This is a genomic window from Glaciecola sp. KUL10, assembly GCF_003203515.1.
Taxonomy (GTDB): Bacteria; Pseudomonadota; Gammaproteobacteria; order Enterobacterales; family Alteromonadaceae; genus Glaciecola.
Genome location: NZ_BGNG01000001.1, coordinates 362,751 through 378,667, shown reverse-complemented (window position 1 = coordinate 378,667; position 15,917 = coordinate 362,751). Strand labels below are relative to the sequence as shown.

At 40.7% G+C, this 15,917-nt stretch carries 14 protein-coding genes; 4 read left to right on the top strand and 10 right to left on the bottom strand.

Annotated features, from left to right (window positions below; translation table 11 throughout):
- The first annotated feature begins 97 nt into the window (after window positions 1-97).
- Complete coding sequence (locus tag KUL10_RS01785; protein ID WP_110427185.1) at window positions 98-1,405, top strand: MFS transporter; 1,308 nt, start codon at window positions 98-100, stop codon at window positions 1,403-1,405.
- On the opposite strand, the gene KUL10_RS18930 is transcribed toward KUL10_RS01785, so the two are convergent.
- On the bottom strand, window positions 1,397-1,861 hold the full coding sequence (locus KUL10_RS18930; RefSeq protein WP_255417681.1) for a fatty acid desaturase: 465 nt from the start codon (window positions 1,859-1,861) through the stop codon (window positions 1,397-1,399). The genes KUL10_RS01785 and KUL10_RS18930 overlap by 9 nt on opposite strands.
- A 26-nt stretch (window positions 1,862-1,887) precedes the next feature.
- Window positions 1,888-2,550 (bottom strand): fatty acid desaturase, encoded by a 663-nt coding sequence (locus tag KUL10_RS18925; protein ID WP_255417680.1) that lies wholly within the window; start codon window positions 2,548-2,550, stop codon window positions 1,888-1,890.
- 109 nt (window positions 2,551-2,659) lie between these two features.
- Between KUL10_RS18925 and KUL10_RS01775 the strand changes: the two genes are divergently transcribed.
- Window positions 2,660-3,730: an AraC family transcriptional regulator gene (locus KUL10_RS01775; protein WP_110427184.1), complete on the top strand. Its 1,071-nt coding sequence runs from the start codon at window positions 2,660-2,662 to the stop codon at window positions 3,728-3,730.
- Window positions 3,720-4,532 (top strand): alpha/beta fold hydrolase, encoded by an 813-nt coding sequence (locus KUL10_RS01770; RefSeq protein ID WP_110427183.1) that lies wholly within the window; start codon window positions 3,720-3,722, stop codon window positions 4,530-4,532. Before KUL10_RS01775 ends, KUL10_RS01770 begins: the two co-directional genes overlap by 11 nt.
- Here KUL10_RS01770 and glgC read toward each other — a convergent pair.
- The 4 genes from glgC to proB all read right to left on the bottom strand — a co-directional run bounded on the left by glgC (window position 4,522) and on the right by proB (window position 9,305).
- Window positions 4,522-5,781, bottom strand: coding sequence for a glucose-1-phosphate adenylyltransferase (glgC, locus tag KUL10_RS01765; protein ID WP_110427182.1), 1,260 nt, complete (start codon window positions 5,779-5,781; stop codon window positions 4,522-4,524). The genes KUL10_RS01770 and glgC overlap by 11 nt on opposite strands.
- A 164-nt stretch (window positions 5,782-5,945) precedes the next feature.
- Window positions 5,946-6,605, bottom strand: a complete 660-nt coding sequence (locus tag KUL10_RS01760) for a mechanosensitive ion channel family protein (protein ID WP_233499668.1) — start codon at window positions 6,603-6,605, stop codon at window positions 5,946-5,948.
- Window positions 6,606-6,838: 233 nt separating this feature from the next.
- Entirely contained in the window at window positions 6,839-8,086 is a 1,248-nt protein-coding gene (locus KUL10_RS01755) for a glutamate-5-semialdehyde dehydrogenase (protein WP_110427180.1), read from the bottom strand.
- A gap of 97 nt (window positions 8,087-8,183) precedes the next feature.
- Complete coding sequence (gene proB, locus KUL10_RS01750; RefSeq protein WP_110427179.1) at window positions 8,184-9,305, bottom strand: glutamate 5-kinase; 1,122 nt, start codon at window positions 9,303-9,305, stop codon at window positions 8,184-8,186.
- Window positions 9,306-9,553: 248 nt separating this feature from the next.
- On the opposite strand from proB, the gene KUL10_RS01745 reads away from it, so the two are divergent.
- A complete protein-coding gene (locus KUL10_RS01745; RefSeq protein ID WP_110427178.1) occupies window positions 9,554-10,465 on the top strand; it encodes a hypothetical protein in 912 nt (303 codons plus the stop codon).
- Here the strand turns inward: KUL10_RS01745 and KUL10_RS01740 are convergent.
- From KUL10_RS01740 to KUL10_RS01725, 4 genes are read right to left on the bottom strand one after another with little or no spacing between them, the layout of a single operon-like run.
- Complete coding sequence (locus KUL10_RS01740; protein ID WP_110427177.1) at window positions 10,462-11,376, bottom strand: hydroxymethylglutaryl-CoA lyase; 915 nt, start codon at window positions 11,374-11,376, stop codon at window positions 10,462-10,464. The genes KUL10_RS01745 and KUL10_RS01740 overlap by 4 nt on opposite strands.
- Before the next feature lie 10 nt (window positions 11,377-11,386).
- A complete protein-coding gene (locus KUL10_RS01735) occupies window positions 11,387-13,408 on the bottom strand; it encodes an acetyl/propionyl/methylcrotonyl-CoA carboxylase subunit alpha (protein WP_110427176.1) in 2,022 nt (673 codons plus the stop codon).
- Between the two features lie 35 nt (window positions 13,409-13,443).
- Window positions 13,444-14,235, bottom strand: a complete 792-nt coding sequence (locus KUL10_RS01730) for an enoyl-CoA hydratase/isomerase family protein (RefSeq protein ID WP_110427175.1) — start codon at window positions 14,233-14,235, stop codon at window positions 13,444-13,446.
- A 50-nt stretch (window positions 14,236-14,285) separates the two neighbouring features.
- Window positions 14,286-15,893, bottom strand: coding sequence for a carboxyl transferase domain-containing protein (locus KUL10_RS01725; protein ID WP_199509172.1), 1,608 nt, complete (start codon window positions 15,891-15,893; stop codon window positions 14,286-14,288).
- Between the last annotated feature and the right edge of the window lie 24 nt (window positions 15,894-15,917).

Here is a 15,917-nt window from a genome sequence, read left to right as displayed (position 1 = left end):
TATTTATGTTAATGATGTTTACAAATAATTTACATAAAGTTGAGTGAATAGAGTGAGTGTATGAGTATAAATACAAGAGAATCAATGGAACAGTTATATGACAACACAAGCAGCTATGCAGGAAGGTCAAACATCAAATGCTTACAGGAACTACGTTTTAATAATTTTGACGCTAGTATATGCCTTTAACTTTATTGATAGACAAATCATCGGTATTTTATCTCCCTTTATCAAAGCCGATATGGGATTGGACGATGCGCAACTTGGTTGGTTAAAAGGTTTTGCATTTGCATTGTTGTATACCGTAGTGGGAATTCCAATTGCGTGGTTAGCTGATCGGTATAGTCGCGTCAATATTGTAAGTGTCTCGTTGACTTTATGGAGCGGTTTTACTGCGTTGTCTGGTTTTGCTACAAGTTACTTGCAGTTAGCGTTATTGCGCGTCGGGGTTGGTATAGGTGAAGCGGGAGGGAGCCCGCCATCGCACTCAATGATTTCAGACCTGTTTGATAAAAACGAGCGTGCTAGAGCGTTAGCAATTTATTCTTTAGGTATCCCATTTGGCATTATGGCTGCCTATTTCGCGTCAGCGTTTTTTTTAGACGGTGGTACAACAGATTGGCGTACAGTGATGATTGCAGTCGGTTTACCTGGTGTTTTGCTAGCTATTCTTTTGAAGTTAACCGTAAAAGAACCCCAACGGTCTGCTGTTGCCAATGGCCCCAAACAAATGGGGTTCATGACGTCAGTTAAAAGGCTAATGAAAATCCCAACTTGGTGGGGCATGTGCCTTGGTATTTCGTTTGGTTCATTTGGTAACTATGCTATCTCTACATGGATCATTGATTTTTATGTGCGTATTCATCCGAGTATGCCAATACAAGAGTTGTTAATTATATTTGGTATTGCAAACGGAACCGCGTACGCATTGGGCGTGTGGTTGGGGGGTGTCATTGCTGATAAATGGGGTAAACAGTCTAAACGTGGTTATGCACTACTGCCGTTTTTTGCTTTACTGATTGGAGTGCCCTGTTTTTATCTTTCTCTTCAGGTTCAAAGTGTCGAATTATCGTTAATTTTAATGACGATACTTCTTTTCACAAGTGGAATGTATCTGGGACCTTGTTTCGCAATCGCACAAACACTCGCCCCCGTAAACGCACGTGCAATGTCCACGGCTTTATTTTTCTTTGTTTTGAACATAATTGCACTAGGTGGTGGCCCGACTATTGTCGGTATTGTTAGTCAAATGTGGGCAGAAACAATGGGAGAGGCAGAAGCCTTAAGGCTTTCGTTAAGTTGGCTAGTCTTACCTTATATACTGTCTATCGCTACCTTTTATTGGTCATCCACTAAGATAGAACATGATTGGGCTGAAGCTGAACGACAACAAGCGCTAGACTAGCGCTTGTTTTGGTTTGCGATTATCGCGATGTTTTAATTTAGATAGAATATTTAGTTCTTCAGAAGTTGCATAGTGTTTGTCCCAGTGCGCTAGCTTTGGTTGCATTAACTTAAACCATAAGGGAGGAATCAAAACAATTAGCATGGTTGAAATATAACCTGATATCATCTCTGGCGCTTCTGGCATTGCCTCCAATTTATCAAATGGCACTGCACCTTTGGAGTGGTGATGACTGTGCCGAGGAAGGTTAAACATCGCCCAACAACTTATCTTTTTATTAGAATTCCAGGAGTGTCTCGGCTCGACTCGGTGACGAGGATGACGCACTAATCCATAATGCTCCATATAATTTACCACTTCTAAAATACATTTCGATACAAAACCTGTCGCAAATAAAAACAAACAAGCAAACCAGCCGGCGATATAGAACGCGACAAACAAAATAAAAATAGACATAAACCAACCGCGCAAATATTGGTTTTTTATACTAAACAAACTAGTTTTTTACGGTTTAATCTTTTGGCTTCAATATTCCAAGCTGATATATTTGTGCGGTAGATTGCAAGCAAAACATGATGGTATACATTTCGCCCCCTTGGTGCAGTAGCTGGATCATCTTGCGTGGCCACTTTAATATGATGACCATATACATGCTCAATCGAAAAGTTAGCATCTAAACTAGCCGCTAATAACCAACGACCGGTGATTACTGCTTTTTGATCGCCAACTCTATGTATTAATTCGTGCCCCACTACTGTCGCGACACCAGAAAGCATCAGACCACAAAATAAAATTGCAACAGAAAACTCGATGAAAGAAGTCTGGGATTTAGCATACATAAAATCATACTGAATCATGCTGCCAAGCTTGGACACAATCAACCAATCATTAGGTGAACATATCCATAGAATACAAAATAATAGGAATAATGTGGTGGGTACAGAGCTGTATAAAAGGGTGCCTAAAAGTGCCTTATTTTGAAGAGTCGGTTTGCTAATATCATTTCCTAAAAGAGCATCACCGATTGAATAAAAACTCACGAAAGCAATAAATCCAAGGATGATATAAAAATCAGCCAATAAAATACTAAAGCACCCTAATACAATACTAAAGTTATATGCTAAAAATTTAATGTAGTGCCACATACTAAGCTCCTTTCTAGTTTTCAAAATGAGCTTAAGGCGTTGGCTGATTAATTGTGAGTCTTTAACAGGTCATTAAGGAGTCATATATTGCCATTTTTGCAATTGTGATATGAGTACGCTACTTTTGCCCCTTAAATTTATATCTAGTTTGGGTGAAGAAATGCAGCAGGCAAAAATACCTGCATATTATTTTGGTCATATAGTAGAAGTACTAAAACAGTCTGGATTTGATGCTGACGAATGGTTGAATCAAGAGCGATTAAGTGTTGAAGATTTCTTAGCGTTAGATGCCAGTATTACTTACCAACAATTTGAGTCATTGCTCTCGCAACTATTATCATATCCTGAATATCAAAATATTGGATTGAGAGTAGGGCAAAGGCTTAAGATGACTCATCATGGTTTTTTTGGATTAGGCCTAGCAAATTGCGAAAATGTTTTTCAGGCAATAAAGTTTCAACAGCGCTTTATTTCAATGAGAATTCCAAATGTAAAGTTGTCAGTTCTCGAAACCCAAGACTATCTTCGCGTCAATATAATAGACCAATATTGGAAGCATGATCACCACAGAGCAGTCTTAGACGCTTTGATATATGCAATTTGTTCGGTTTTCAAGTCTTATGAACTTTCTGATGTTGGTAGACTTAACGAATTATTAGTTGAATTTGATTTTGAGGCCCCTGATTATCTTAATGAGTATGAAGGACTCGGCGCGCAGCGTGTAACGTTTGGTCATTTAGAAAGTTGTATTTTAGTACCTAAAAAATATCTTTATTTTCCAATCAAAGGGATAGATAGCATCAGCTTTTTACAGGCTAAACTAATGTGTGAAAAAGCATTGCACGAGCATAACAGTAAACCACCCATCGATTATTTAGTTGAACGTTATATTGAAAATAATTTAGACCAGGAAGACTGCTCAATTGACAAGGTTGCAAAACAGGTTGGGATGAGTAAAAGAACGCTGCACAGGCAATTGCTTCGGCGCAACACTCAATATAAACAAATATTGGATGAAGTACGTAAAAAACGCATCATTGAAAAGCTTAACAAGGGCAATGTTTCTGTCACGCAAGTAGCATATGAATTGGGTTATTCTGATTTAGCTAACTTTCGGCGTGCCTTTAAACGAATATTTGGAATGACCCCTCAGGCGTATTTGAATATATATGACCGTTAAATCTATTAATATAAATTTTGCACACGCAAATGGCTTCCCCGCGCAGAGTTATCGTAAGATGTTTGCGGCATTTCCCGATCACTTTCATGTAGTTGCTAAGGACAAGTACGCTCATGATCATCGTTTTCCATTAGTTGATCATTGGCGTAATCAAGTTGATGAATTGATTGAATTTGTCGAAAATCAGAACCTAGACCCCGATTTTGCGGATCGGCCTACCTACGCTGTAGGGCATTCATTTGGGGCCGTTTTATCGTATCTTGCATGCTGTAAACGGCCTGAATTATTTAAAGGTTTAATTATGTTAGACCCGCCCTTAATTACCGGTCCTGCATCTATGGTTTTTCAATTAGCAAAACGCACTAAGTTAATTGATAAGATTACACCGGCCGGTTTATCGAAAATTAGACGCAGAACATGGCATATAAACAATGATTTGGTTAAATATTTTAAATCAAAAGCGCTATTTAAAAATTTCGATGATGACTGTATTAGAGACTATATTAATGCTGTTATGCACCAAGATGAAAAGCTACTGCGATTAAACTTTGAAGTGCAGGTAGAAGCAGATATCTTTAGAACAATCCCCACTCAATTAAGTAAACATTATGGCCAACTATCTACCGGTGCGTTTCTGGTGACGGGAAAAGATTCTAAGGTATGTATTCCAAAGCTTTATAAACGGTTTTTGAAAGGCAACCCTAGCATGAGGCATACTTTATTAGATAGGGGCGGGCATATGTACCCGCTAGAGCACCCTAAATTAGTTGCGAAAACAATTTCGGATTTGATTACTGTTTAAACCAATCTAAATTATCTTTTGTTACCAAAACCACGCCATTTTCAGAGACTCTAAATCCACGTTTTTCGTCTTCACTATGGTTATAACCAATCTGAGTCCCTGCTGGGATAATGCATCCTCTATCGATAATCACCTTTTTGATCCGACAGTTGGCGCCTATTGTCACTTCTGGTAACACTACAGCTTCTTCGACGAGCGCAGCAGATTCAATTCTTACATTAGAAAAACAAATAGTGTTTCTGAGAGTTGCACCTGAAATGATACACCCACCAGATACAACTGAGTTAAATGCCTCACCACGTTTTTCTTCTGATTCCCACACGAATTTAGCAGGGGGAAGTTGTTCTTGGTACGTCCAGATCGGCCACTTTTTGTCATAAATATTCAGGGCGGGGACGGGCGCTACTAACTCCATATTGGCTTCCCAATATGAGTCTAACGTACCAACGTCTCGCCAATATGAATCATTCTTACTGCTTTTTGAGAAATCAAAAGCGTACACATCATTTTGTTCTATAATGGCAGGGATAATATCTTTACCAAAATCGCGCTCTGACCCCTGTGTTTTTGAATCTCTCTCAAGTTGTTCGAGCAAAAATTCGGTATCAAAAACATAATTGCCCATTGATGCTAAACACTTAGAACTGTCACTAGGTAACGGAGTAGGTTCATCCGGCTTTTCTTGAAAGTCTACGATTTTGTTATTTTTATCAACTGAGATAACGCCAAATGCGCCTCTGGCTTGTTCGATCGGTACTGAAATGCAACTCACCGTCATTTTCGCACCCGATTCAAGGTGCTCAGCGAGTATGTTACCGTAATCTTGACGATAAATATGATCACCAGAAAGCACCATTACATACTTGGGTAACTCATCTCTAATGATGTCAATGTTTTGATAAACAGCATCAGCGGTACCTTGATACCATTCGTCTGAATGACGCTGAGACGCAGGTAAAATCTCGACGGATTCACCTAACTCTTTTTTAAAGTGCCCCCAACCTCGAACAAGATGCCTGATTAAAGAGTGAGATTTATATTGTGTGAGTACACCTATATTTCGAATGCCTGAATTCACACAGTTTGATAAAGGGAAGTCTATTATTCTAAACTTACCCCCAAAATACAGGGCAGGTTTTGCGCGCCAATTTGTGAGTTCATGTAATCTTGATCCACGTCCGCCTGCTAATACAAGTGCGTATGTGTCTTTTGTCAGATTACTAATATAACGAACATCTTGCTTACTCATTAAATCTCTTTCCTTTTTCCAGACCAGCCTTCGACTTTAGTTTACCTATACAAGCGCTTACATCAATATATCCGTTTTCATTTATTTAACAAGTGAAACAGAGCAATACAAACTAACTTTTAGTGCTAAGTCTTCGAAACTGCCAAGCTTCAATCTTGTAATTCTTATTTTTCTAACAAAAGTGCGAAAAAATCTTCAGTTATTTTTTGTTGTAAAATTAGGTTCTGTTCAACAGGGCAAAATATATCAACAGATACACATATATTCGCTAATTCATTAGTATGGACATGAAACGTGGGTTCAGAGCTTATAAACTCAACGTCCATACGTTTTTCAATCAAGGATTTATAACGTTGGGCTACATCAGCAAAATCTTCACAATAGACTTTTGCGCGCTTTTTTAGCTCAGTAACAATTGGAGTAATGTTCGTCTTAGGTTCGCAAGTAAGGGTGAATTCAGTTAAACAATAACGCCGCAAAAAGTTTAAATTCTTAACTGTTTTTAGCAGCATTTGGTTATTGGGAATAAACAAATGCTTACCAGTATAGCTATTTGTTTGGAGATCTACTTCCAGCAAGGTCACTTTTGCCCAATCTGTTGCGATGACTTCGCCTACGCCGTCTTGTATTTGTATCCAATCGTTAATTCTAAACGGTCGCGCACTTGCATAATATAAATAACCAATAAAACACTGTATGTATTCTTTGGTCGCAAATACTATTGCCACAGTAAATGCTGCAATAGACAAGGCAAACTGCTGAATTTCACTAGACCATATTGCGAGTACGACCAAAACAAACCCGATGTTAAGGCTGTTGTTCATCGTGTTTACTTTTGAGCGATAGCTAGTTTTCTGTTTGCGCGCTCTTGCCACCAAAACTGTTTTAAAAATTCGCTTAAAAAGTATCAGCAAAAAGAAAAGACAAACTGAAACAACGCTTTGCTGTAACTGTTTGTCTTGCATCAATGAAAAATAAGCTTCGAGCATGCTAAGTGTTTGAAATTAATCGAGTGTATTGAGGCGAGAGTAGCAGTCTACTCCCTGCTTGGCAAAGACTATTGTCTGATCTGACCACTGCCCCTCACGATGTATTTTTCAGCATTTAACGCTTCGAGTCCCATCGGCCCGTATGCGTGTAATTTTGTTGTAGCAATCCCGATTTCAGCACCCAAGCCTAATTCACTGCCATCTGAAAAGCGAGAACTTGCATTAACCATGACGACTGAAGCATCGACAACAAATTGAAATTCTTCGGCGGTTGCTTGATTTTCAGTGCAAATTACCTCTGTGTGCTGACTTCCAAAAATATCAATGTGTTTCAGCGCATCATTTAAATTATCAACTGTTTTAACGGAAATCTCGGGACCCAAGTACTCTTGACCAAAATCTTGCTCATCGATAAGTATTGCTGATTTCAGCTTTGAGTTTGATTGCGAGCAGGCGTGAATAGTTACCTTTCTTTCAGTGAGTTGTTTTTCAGCCATTGCCAAAAACTCATCAGCGATCTGTTGATGTACAATAAGTCCTTCGAGTGCATTACACACACCATAGCGACTGGTTTTACCGTTGATTAAAATATTAAGTGCCTTGTCGAGATCTGCATCTTTGTCGACATATAAGTGGCAAACGCCCTTAAAGTGCTGAATCACTGGAATGCGACTGTGTTCAGAAACGTAGTTAATTAGACCCTCACCACCTCGGGGAATAACAAGGTCGATATTGTCTTTCGCTTTCAGCAATTCAGACATGACAGCTCTGTCAGGTGTATTAACAACAGAAATTAGGACTTTTGGTAGTCCGTGTTTCTCAAGTACGCTATGTAAAGTATCCGCTATAAACATAGATGTTTTTAAGGCTTCCTTCCCGCAACGTAAAATAACTGCATTGCCTGCTTTGAAACAAAGCGCACTTGCATCTGCCGTGACATTGGGTCTAGCTTCATAAATCATACATATTACGCCTAAGGGTATCGACATTTTCGCAACCTCAATGCCGTTTGGACGTGTAATTTGTTTCGATATTCTACCCACTGGATCTTCTAGCTCTACGATAGTTTCGATTCCACGCGCCATTGACTCAATTGCTTCTTCATTGAGTGTTAATCTGTCAATCATTGCAGCATCAAGCTTATTGTTTCTTGCTTGTTTGAGGTCTTCTTTATTTACATCGATGATAATTTCTTGCTTGTCGCGAAGTGAGCTTGCCATATCAAGTAAAACGGCATTTTTAGTGCCTTCGGTTAATCTAGCCAATACTTTTGAGGCGGCTTTTGCTTTAGTTGTAAGGTTCTGAACGTAGTCCATGAGATCTCCGTTTTTTTTAAAGTTTAAGAATTTGGGCTTGGGAATAGCTAGCCAAACTTAGGTTTAGCTAGCTAAGAGTTTGAATGGGGCTGATTTATCAATGCTCAAAAAGCGCGATGTTTTCGTTAGATATGATAGGGCCTGTTTTGCGTTGCATAGCGTCGAGTAATTCAACATTGTCTTGTTTAGTCACGAAATTTAATAAACAACTACTGTAATTACTTTGTGCCTTAGCTAGACGTGTACCGTCTTGGGATTTTACTAAAATGGTGTCGCCAGCCGAAAACTCACCTCTAACGGATGTCACCAAATCACTGGTCATTTGGTCCTGTAAGTCTTCTGCTGAAAGGTTATGATCATCTTCGATGACAACCACACCTTTCTCTTTAGAGGTGTGCTTCATCCAATGCTGAGGTTCGTTCATTGGCTGTTCGAAGGGTTTAAAAAGAGTACCAGGGTTAACGCCACTCAAAATTTTACTGAAGGATGCCTCTTCAAAACCATTGATGATAAATGTTTCAATGCCGTGCGCGGTTGCTTTTTCGGCCGCTTGAATTTTGGTTAACATACCACCCGTGCCCATTTCACTTACCGCACCGCCCGCTAATTTATATATTTCTGGCGTGATTTCAGGTACGTGAGGGATCAGTTTGGCGTCATCATGAAGATTTGGATTTTTATCATATAAGCCATTAACATCTGAACAAATAATTAAAGCGCTAGCGTTTGCAGCAGCGGCCACCATTGCAGATAAATTATCATTATCGCCAACTTTCAAAGCGTCCGTGGTAATCGTGTCATTTTCGTTAATGATTGGCAGAACACCATTATCTAATAGCGTAAATATAGTTTCTTGTATGCTTTCATAACGCAGACGATCTCGCAAATCGTCTTGAGTGAGTAATATTTGCGCTGATGGAAAATCAAAAAAACGGTCCCAAGTTGACATCATTTCGGTTTGGCCTGCGGCTGCCATTGCCTTTTTGAGGGAAATTGATTTTCCTGTTTCGTTAAATTTATTTTTCCCTGCGGCGACTGAACCTGAAGAAACGAGCACTGTTTGAATACCTTTTGCTCGACACTTGACGATAAATTGCGCAATAGCAAGTAAGTATCTTGATTGGCAGCCGTTTTGGTTGGGCGCAATAAGCGCGCTTCCTACTTTGATGACGACCCTTTTCCAAGTGACACTATTTGCATCGTTTTTTAATTCAGACATAAAGTTGTTTTATTTGACCTTTAAGTGATTAGCTAAAATATAATTAGAGTGCTAATAATTATACTTATAGTTAAAACTTTTGCAATGGGCTTTGCTTTCCTTATAATAAACGGCTTATAAAGAGGTGCTGTTTTGAATATATCTGAAATAAAAATTCTCGTTGGATTGGTATGTAGCAAGCTATTTGATTTGCTCTTGTCTGTTAAAATAACCCTGCCAGTATTGCTTTCAGTAATAGGGGCTCCATTATGGTCGCTATCACTAATTGCACCGATAAGAGAGGGGGCTCGTTTTTACCTCAGGCTTGGCTTTCGTTAAAATTGGCTTTGGTGAAAAGTCGACATATTGCATGGATGCTTGGTGTTAGTGTTCAAATTATTATATCTGTAATTATTTATATGTACGTTCCCTTAAGTGATTGGACGTATAAAACCTACCTCATACTTTCTTTATTGTTAATTGCTAGCCTAGCAAGGGCTGTTGTATCGCTCACAAGTAAAGACATTCAAGCCAAAAATATTGAGAAAGGTCAACGTGGTTCTATTAGTGGAATCGCATCAAGTGTTTCAGGAGCATGTTTATTAGCAATTGCTATTTTAAGCATGTTGATTAGCTTTGATGGCCCAATTGAAAAGGCGTTTACGTATTGCTTGATCGCTTGCACGTGTCTCAGTATTGGCTTCCTTTTAATGGGAAGCGTTAAAACTGAAATTGATACAGCTAAAAACACCGTAAAGGGAAAACAAGCCACATTTGTTCAAGTGTGGCGTGCGATGCCAGATAAAGCGAAACAATTCATTCTCGTTCGAAGTCTGCTCGTCAACTCAGCAATCGCAGCGCCGTTTTTTATATCGTTAGGGGAGCAAAATATTCTGACTTCTCTGCCTCTTTTTTTAATTGCTCAAGCCAGTGTGGGGCATGCTGGTATTAGACAAGGACGTAAGGTTTTTATGCTCGATGTATTTGAGGAGCAACAAAGAACTGAGTTTGTTGGTCTAGTCAACACGATAATAGGAATCGTACTGTTAGCATTGGGCGGTACTTATGCGTTGTTGTATGCATTACCTAGCGTGTATTTATTGCTAATCATGAGTGGGTTGATAGTATTTGCATGTATACGATGCCAAGACCTAAAACAAGCGTTATCGCTAGAGGCTTAGCTGGCAGTAGCTAAGCCTACTTTTGATGCATTTGTCCGATTAAGCATAGCGGATATCCACCTACCTGTTTCACATAAGCCCGCTAAGTCGATACCCGTGCTAACCCCCATATTTTCAAGCATATAAACCAAGTCTTCGCTCGCCAAATTACCAGAGGCTCCTTTTGCATATGGGCATCCTCCTAGTCCCGCAACAGAACTATCAAAAGTAGATATCCCCATTTGCATGGCAATTAAAACATTGGCGAGAGCTTGTCCATATGTATCATGAAAGTGGCCTGCAAGCTGTGAAGTCGATGAGTCGTGAAGACATGCTTCTAACATTTTGGCAGTTTTTAACGGCGTACCTACGCCTATGGTGTCTCCTAAGGATACTTCATAGCAGCCCATATCCAGAATTTCTTTTGTCAACGTGCTGACCTGAGATGGTTCGGTTTCACCATCATATGGACAAGCAATTACACATGAAACATACCCTCTAACAGGAATATTGTGTGATTTTGCAGCTTCGATGATCGGTTCAAAGCGTTTTAAACTCTCAGAAATTGAGCAGTTGATGTTTTTTTGTGAAAAGCCTTCAGATGCTGCTGCAAAAACCGCCACCTGTTTACAACCGCTGGCAATAGCATTTTCAAAACCACGCATGTTAGGGGTTAGCGCAGAGTATATAATGCCTTCTTTTTTTTCGATATCTTTCATAACAAGATCTGAGCTTGCCATTTGAGGTACCCACTTAGGAGAAACAAAGCTAGCAGATTCAATATGGGCGAGCCCTGTCTTTGATAGACGGTTGATCAGTTCGACTTTTTGTTCGACCGTAATATTTGATTTTTCGTTTTGCAAACCATCACGCGGGCCGACCTCAACGATATTGACTGATTTTGGTAAGGTATTTTGAATCGTATTTAACATCTAATTTTACCTAAGCATCTTCGGCACATAAATCAATCAGCGCAGCACCACCGTCTACAAGATCACCTTTTGTAAAAAAGCATTCTTTGATTGTGCCGTTAAACGGCGCTTTGATGGCATGTTCCATTTTCATCGCTTCGACTATTGCGACGACTTGACCTTTTTCTACCGTATCACCCGCCTCAACTAGCATATCGACTACAGTGCCGTTCATGGGGGCCTCTACACCACCAGCATGGTCTTCCTCATTATTGATACCTAAATCAGGCGCGACGTAGTGCGTCGTTTCTATTCCCTGAGTTGAATAAACATCGATCTGAGCATCTTTGATCAGGGCGACTTTCTTTATCTTTTGCTCGTTGATTGTCCCTGATAGTTGATTGTTTTTGAACTCGCCCGAAACGGTAATATTATCGGTTGAATTCACGGCCTCTTTGAAAGACCATGTTTGTTGATCGATCTGAGCGACACTAATAGTTTTGGGTTCGTCATTTACGATGAAATTTAGTGTTTCTGTATTGTTGGTATTTAACCTAAATCCGTCAGTATTTGCCCAAGGATTATGCTCAGACTTAGCATCTGTTGGTTTTTTAGAACGCTGTAGCAACCATGCTAGCGCCGCACATTGGAATGACAGGGCACTCGTTGGTGACGTATATGTTGATATATTGGCTTCATTTTTCTTAATAAACTGGGTGCATAGGTCGGCTTGATTAAAGGCATCTGATTCAGCAATTCGTTTTAAATAGCTTATATTGGTAGCAACGCCTCCAATTGCATAGTGCTCTAAGCTTTTAGAAAGTAGATTAATCGCTTGTTCGCGATCACTACCCCAAACGATTAATTTTGCGATCATCGGGTCATAATAAATCGACACTGCATCACCCTCAATCACGCCAGTATCGACTCTAATATGCTCTGATTCAGCGGGCGGTCGCAGTAATGTAAGCGTACCAGTAGATGGAAGAAACTCATTTTCAGGATCTTCAGCGTATACTCGCGCTTCAATTGCATGCCCATTGAGCGTTAATTGATCTTGCGATTTCGGCAGTCGTTTATTGCTTGCAACGGTTAATTGCCATGCTACTAAGTCTTCACCCGTGATCATTTCGGTCACGGGGTGTTCAACTTGCAAGCGAGTGTTCATTTCCATAAAGTAAAACGAACCATCAACATCAAGCAAAAACTCGACAGTACCTGCGCCAGTATAATTAATTGCATGTGCTGCTTTGAGCGCAGCTTCCCCCATTTGCTCTCTTACCCCTTTAGGAAGGTTGGGGGCAGGGGCTTCCTCAATGACTTTTTGGTGCCTTCTTTGTATGGAACAGTCTCTTTCGAACAAATACACACCGTTACCATGATTGTCACAAAAAACTTGAATTTCAACGTGTCTTGGTTGAGTCAAAAACTTTTCGATCAGCATGATGTCATCATCAAAACTTGCTTTGGATTCGCGTTTTGCAGCGTCTAGGGCATGATCAAAATCAGCTTCGCTCCAGACTTCTCGCATGCCTTTACCACCGCCACCTGCGGCGGCCTTGAGTAAAACTGGAAAGCCCATTTTTATTGCTTGGTCTTTTAGAAATGAAGGGTCTTGATTATCACCGTGATAGCCAGGAACAAGCGGAACCCCAGCTTCCTGCATGATTCGCTTGGCAGCTGATTTTGAACCCATCGCTAATATGGCTTCTACAGGTGGTCCAATGAATATGATGTTATTTTCTTTGCATTGCTGCGCAAAATCGGCATTCTCTGACAAAAAGCCATATCCAGGGTGAATCGCATCAACGTTATTTTCTAAGGCTATTTTTATGATTCGCTCACCGCGTAAGTAACTTTCTTGTGAGGGAGCGTTACCCACACAAAATGCTTCATCAGCCATGTTGACATGCATCGAATTTGCATCTGCATTTGAATAAATTGCTAAGGTCGAAATGCCAAGCTGTTTCGCCGTTTTGATGACTCGACAAGCTATTTCGCCGCGATTTGCAATCAGCACTTTTCGAATAGGGTAATGCGCAGTGTGTGTCATAAAATAATTACCTATTTATAATTCTTGTAAACTAACTAATTGAAGTTGGGCTTTCTTTTTTCCAAAAACGCGGACAGTCCTTCTTGGCCTTCTTCAGACACACGGGTTTGCGCTATTTTTGAGCTGGTTGCTTGAATAAGTTCACTATCGATGGTTTTGCCGTCTACAAAATCAACCAGCGCTTTAGCCTTACTCACGGCCTCAGGGCCGTTTTTTAGCAAACTGGCTAGCAAATCTTCAATTGTGCTGTCTAGTTCTGTTTCACTAACTGTTTCACTCAGTAAACCAATTCTGCGGGCGCGTCGAGATGAAAAAACTTCAGCTGTCATAAAGTACCGTTTTGCTAAACGAGCGCCTATTGCTTTGACAACATAGGGACTTATGGTCGCTGGAATTAAGCCTAGCTTTACTTCACTCAAGCAAAACTTACTTAAACGACTACCTATGGCGATATCACAACATGAAATAAGACCAATAGCGCCGCCAAATGCAGCACCTTGAACTCGGGCAATAGTGGGTTTGTTTAGAAAATAAAGCACCCTAAACATTTCAGCCAACTTACCTGCATCAGTCTCGTTTTCCTCAAGTGAGTACGAAGCCATTGCCTTCATCCAATTAAGGTCAGCACCTGCGCTGAATGACTTTCCGTTTGAGGCAAGTACCATTGCTTTCACAGAATCATTTTGGTGCACTTGGTTAAACGCTTCAGTCAGCGCCTTTATCACATCTTGATTAAAGGCATTGTGGGTTTCAGGGCGGTTTAAAGTCACCGTGGCAACTCCGCGTTCGTCAATGCTCAACAATACATTTTCTTCACTAGTATTCATTTTGATTCCTTATTTCTGTCTGCGTATCGAACGTGACAAAAATGGGTTTATTACATTCTAAACACGCCAAACTTTGTATCCGGTATCGGTTTGTTAGCAGAAGCGGCAAGGCATAGTGCTAACACTCGACGCGTATCCGCAGGATCGATCACGCCATCATCCCATAACCTTGCAGAAGCATAATAAGGGTGGCCTTGCTTTTCATAAGTATCGATCACCGGTTTTTTAAGTGCGTGTACTTGTTCGTCAGTGAAGGTTTCGCCGGCTTTTGCTGCTTGGTCTTTTTTGACTTGAGCTAACACACCTGCGGCTTGCTCACCGCCCATGACTGAAATACGAGCATTTGGCCACATAAATAGGAAATTAGGATCGTATGCACGACCACACATGCCATAGTTACCCGCACCAAAACTACCACCAATTAAAATGGTGAACTTCGGTACCTTTGCACATGCCACGGCAGTGACCATCTTAGCGCCATGTTTGGCAATCCCACCCGATTCGTATTGCTTACCGACCATAAAGCCAGTGATATTTTGTAAAAAGACCAAGGGAATTTTTCGCTGTGCACACAACTCAATAAAATGGGCGCCTTTTTGAGCAGATTCAGAAAATAAAATACCGTTATTGGCCACAATACCAACTTGATAGCCGTCTATTTTTGCAAAACCGGTGACAAGTGTTGTTCCGTAAAGCGCTTTAAATTCATCAAATTCACTGCCGTCAACGACGCGAGCGATAATTTCTCGCACATCATAGGGTTGTCGCGTATCCGCTGGGACAATACCGTAGATTTCTTTTGTATCGTACAAGGGGGCAATGGGTTGTTCAGCTTGGACATACTTTTGTTTGTTTCTATTGAGCCTAGCAACGGCGTCTCGAGCAATTTGTAGCGCATGGTGATCGTTGTTTGCTAAGTGATCAACTACGCCAGAAGTACGGCAATGAACATCGCCACCCCCGAGCTCTTCTGCACTGACAATTTCACCTGTCGCGGCCTGCACAAGCGGCGGTCCACCAAGGAAAATAGTGCCTTGTTGTTTAACAATAATAGACTCATCTGCCATCGCGGGTACATATGCACCACCAGCAGTACAGGAGCCCATTACCACTGCTATTTGCGGAATGTTTTGTGCCGACAAGTTTGCTTGATTGAAAAAGATTCTTCCGAAGTGTTCTCTGTCAGGGAATACTTCATCCTGTCTAGGCAGGTTAGCGCCGCCAGAATCAACTAAATAAATACAAGGTAAGTTGTTTTGCTCAGCAATAGTCTGCGCACGCAAATGCTTTTTAACTGTCAAAGGGTAATAAGTCCCTCCTTTAACTGTTGCGTCATTTGCCACAATGATGCACTCGACACCTGAGACGCGACCAATTCCCGCCACGACGCCGGCACAAGGTACGTAGTCATCATAAACATCGAGTGCTGCAAGTTGACTTATTTCCAAAAAAGCGGTGCCAGGATCGAGAAGGGCATCAATACGTTCGCGAGCGAGCAATTTTCCTCGGCTTTTGTGACGTTGGTTATATTTTTCACCGCCACCTTGGCAAAGTTTGGCGATCGTCGCGTTTAAGTCGTTGACTTGCGCGAGCATGTGTTCGCTATTTTGTTTAAAAGTAGCGCTATTGACTTGTATTTTACTTTTGATGACAGGCACGCTTAAGGCTCCTGGTAAATAGTT

Coding starts and splice junctions, on each gene's coding strand:
- KUL10_RS01730 (WP_110427175.1), bottom strand. CDS start 14,235: ATGAATACTAGTGAAGAAAATGTATTGTTGAGCATTGACGAACGCGGA.
- KUL10_RS01745 (WP_110427178.1), top strand. CDS start 9,554: ATGGTCGCTATCACTAATTGCACCGATAAGAGAGGGGGCTCGTTTTTA.
- KUL10_RS01760 (WP_233499668.1), bottom strand. CDS start 6,605: ATGAACAACAGCCTTAACATCGGGTTTGTTTTGGTCGTACTCGCAATA.
- glgC (WP_110427182.1), bottom strand. CDS start 5,781: ATGAGTAAGCAAGATGTTCGTTATATTAGTAATCTGACAAAAGACACA.
- KUL10_RS01770 (WP_110427183.1), top strand. CDS start 3,720: ATGACCGTTAAATCTATTAATATAAATTTTGCACACGCAAATGGCTTC.
- KUL10_RS01740 (WP_110427177.1), bottom strand. CDS start 11,376: ATGTTAAATACGATTCAAAATACCTTACCAAAATCAGTCAATATCGTT.
- KUL10_RS01775 (WP_110427184.1), top strand. CDS start 2,660: ATGAGTACGCTACTTTTGCCCCTTAAATTTATATCTAGTTTGGGTGAA.
- KUL10_RS18925 (WP_255417680.1), bottom strand. CDS start 2,550: ATGTGGCACTACATTAAATTTTTAGCATATAACTTTAGTATTGTATTA.
- KUL10_RS01785 (WP_110427185.1), top strand. CDS start 98: ATGACAACACAAGCAGCTATGCAGGAAGGTCAAACATCAAATGCTTAC.
- proB (WP_110427179.1), bottom strand. CDS start 9,305: ATGTCTGAATTAAAAAACGATGCAAATAGTGTCACTTGGAAAAGGGTC.
- KUL10_RS01735 (WP_110427176.1), bottom strand. CDS start 13,408: ATGACACACACTGCGCATTACCCTATTCGAAAAGTGCTGATTGCAAAT.
- KUL10_RS01755 (WP_110427180.1), bottom strand. CDS start 8,086: ATGGACTACGTTCAGAACCTTACAACTAAAGCAAAAGCCGCCTCAAAA.
- KUL10_RS18930 (WP_255417681.1), bottom strand. CDS start 1,861: ATGTCTATTTTTATTTTGTTTGTCGCGTTCTATATCGCCGGCTGGTTT.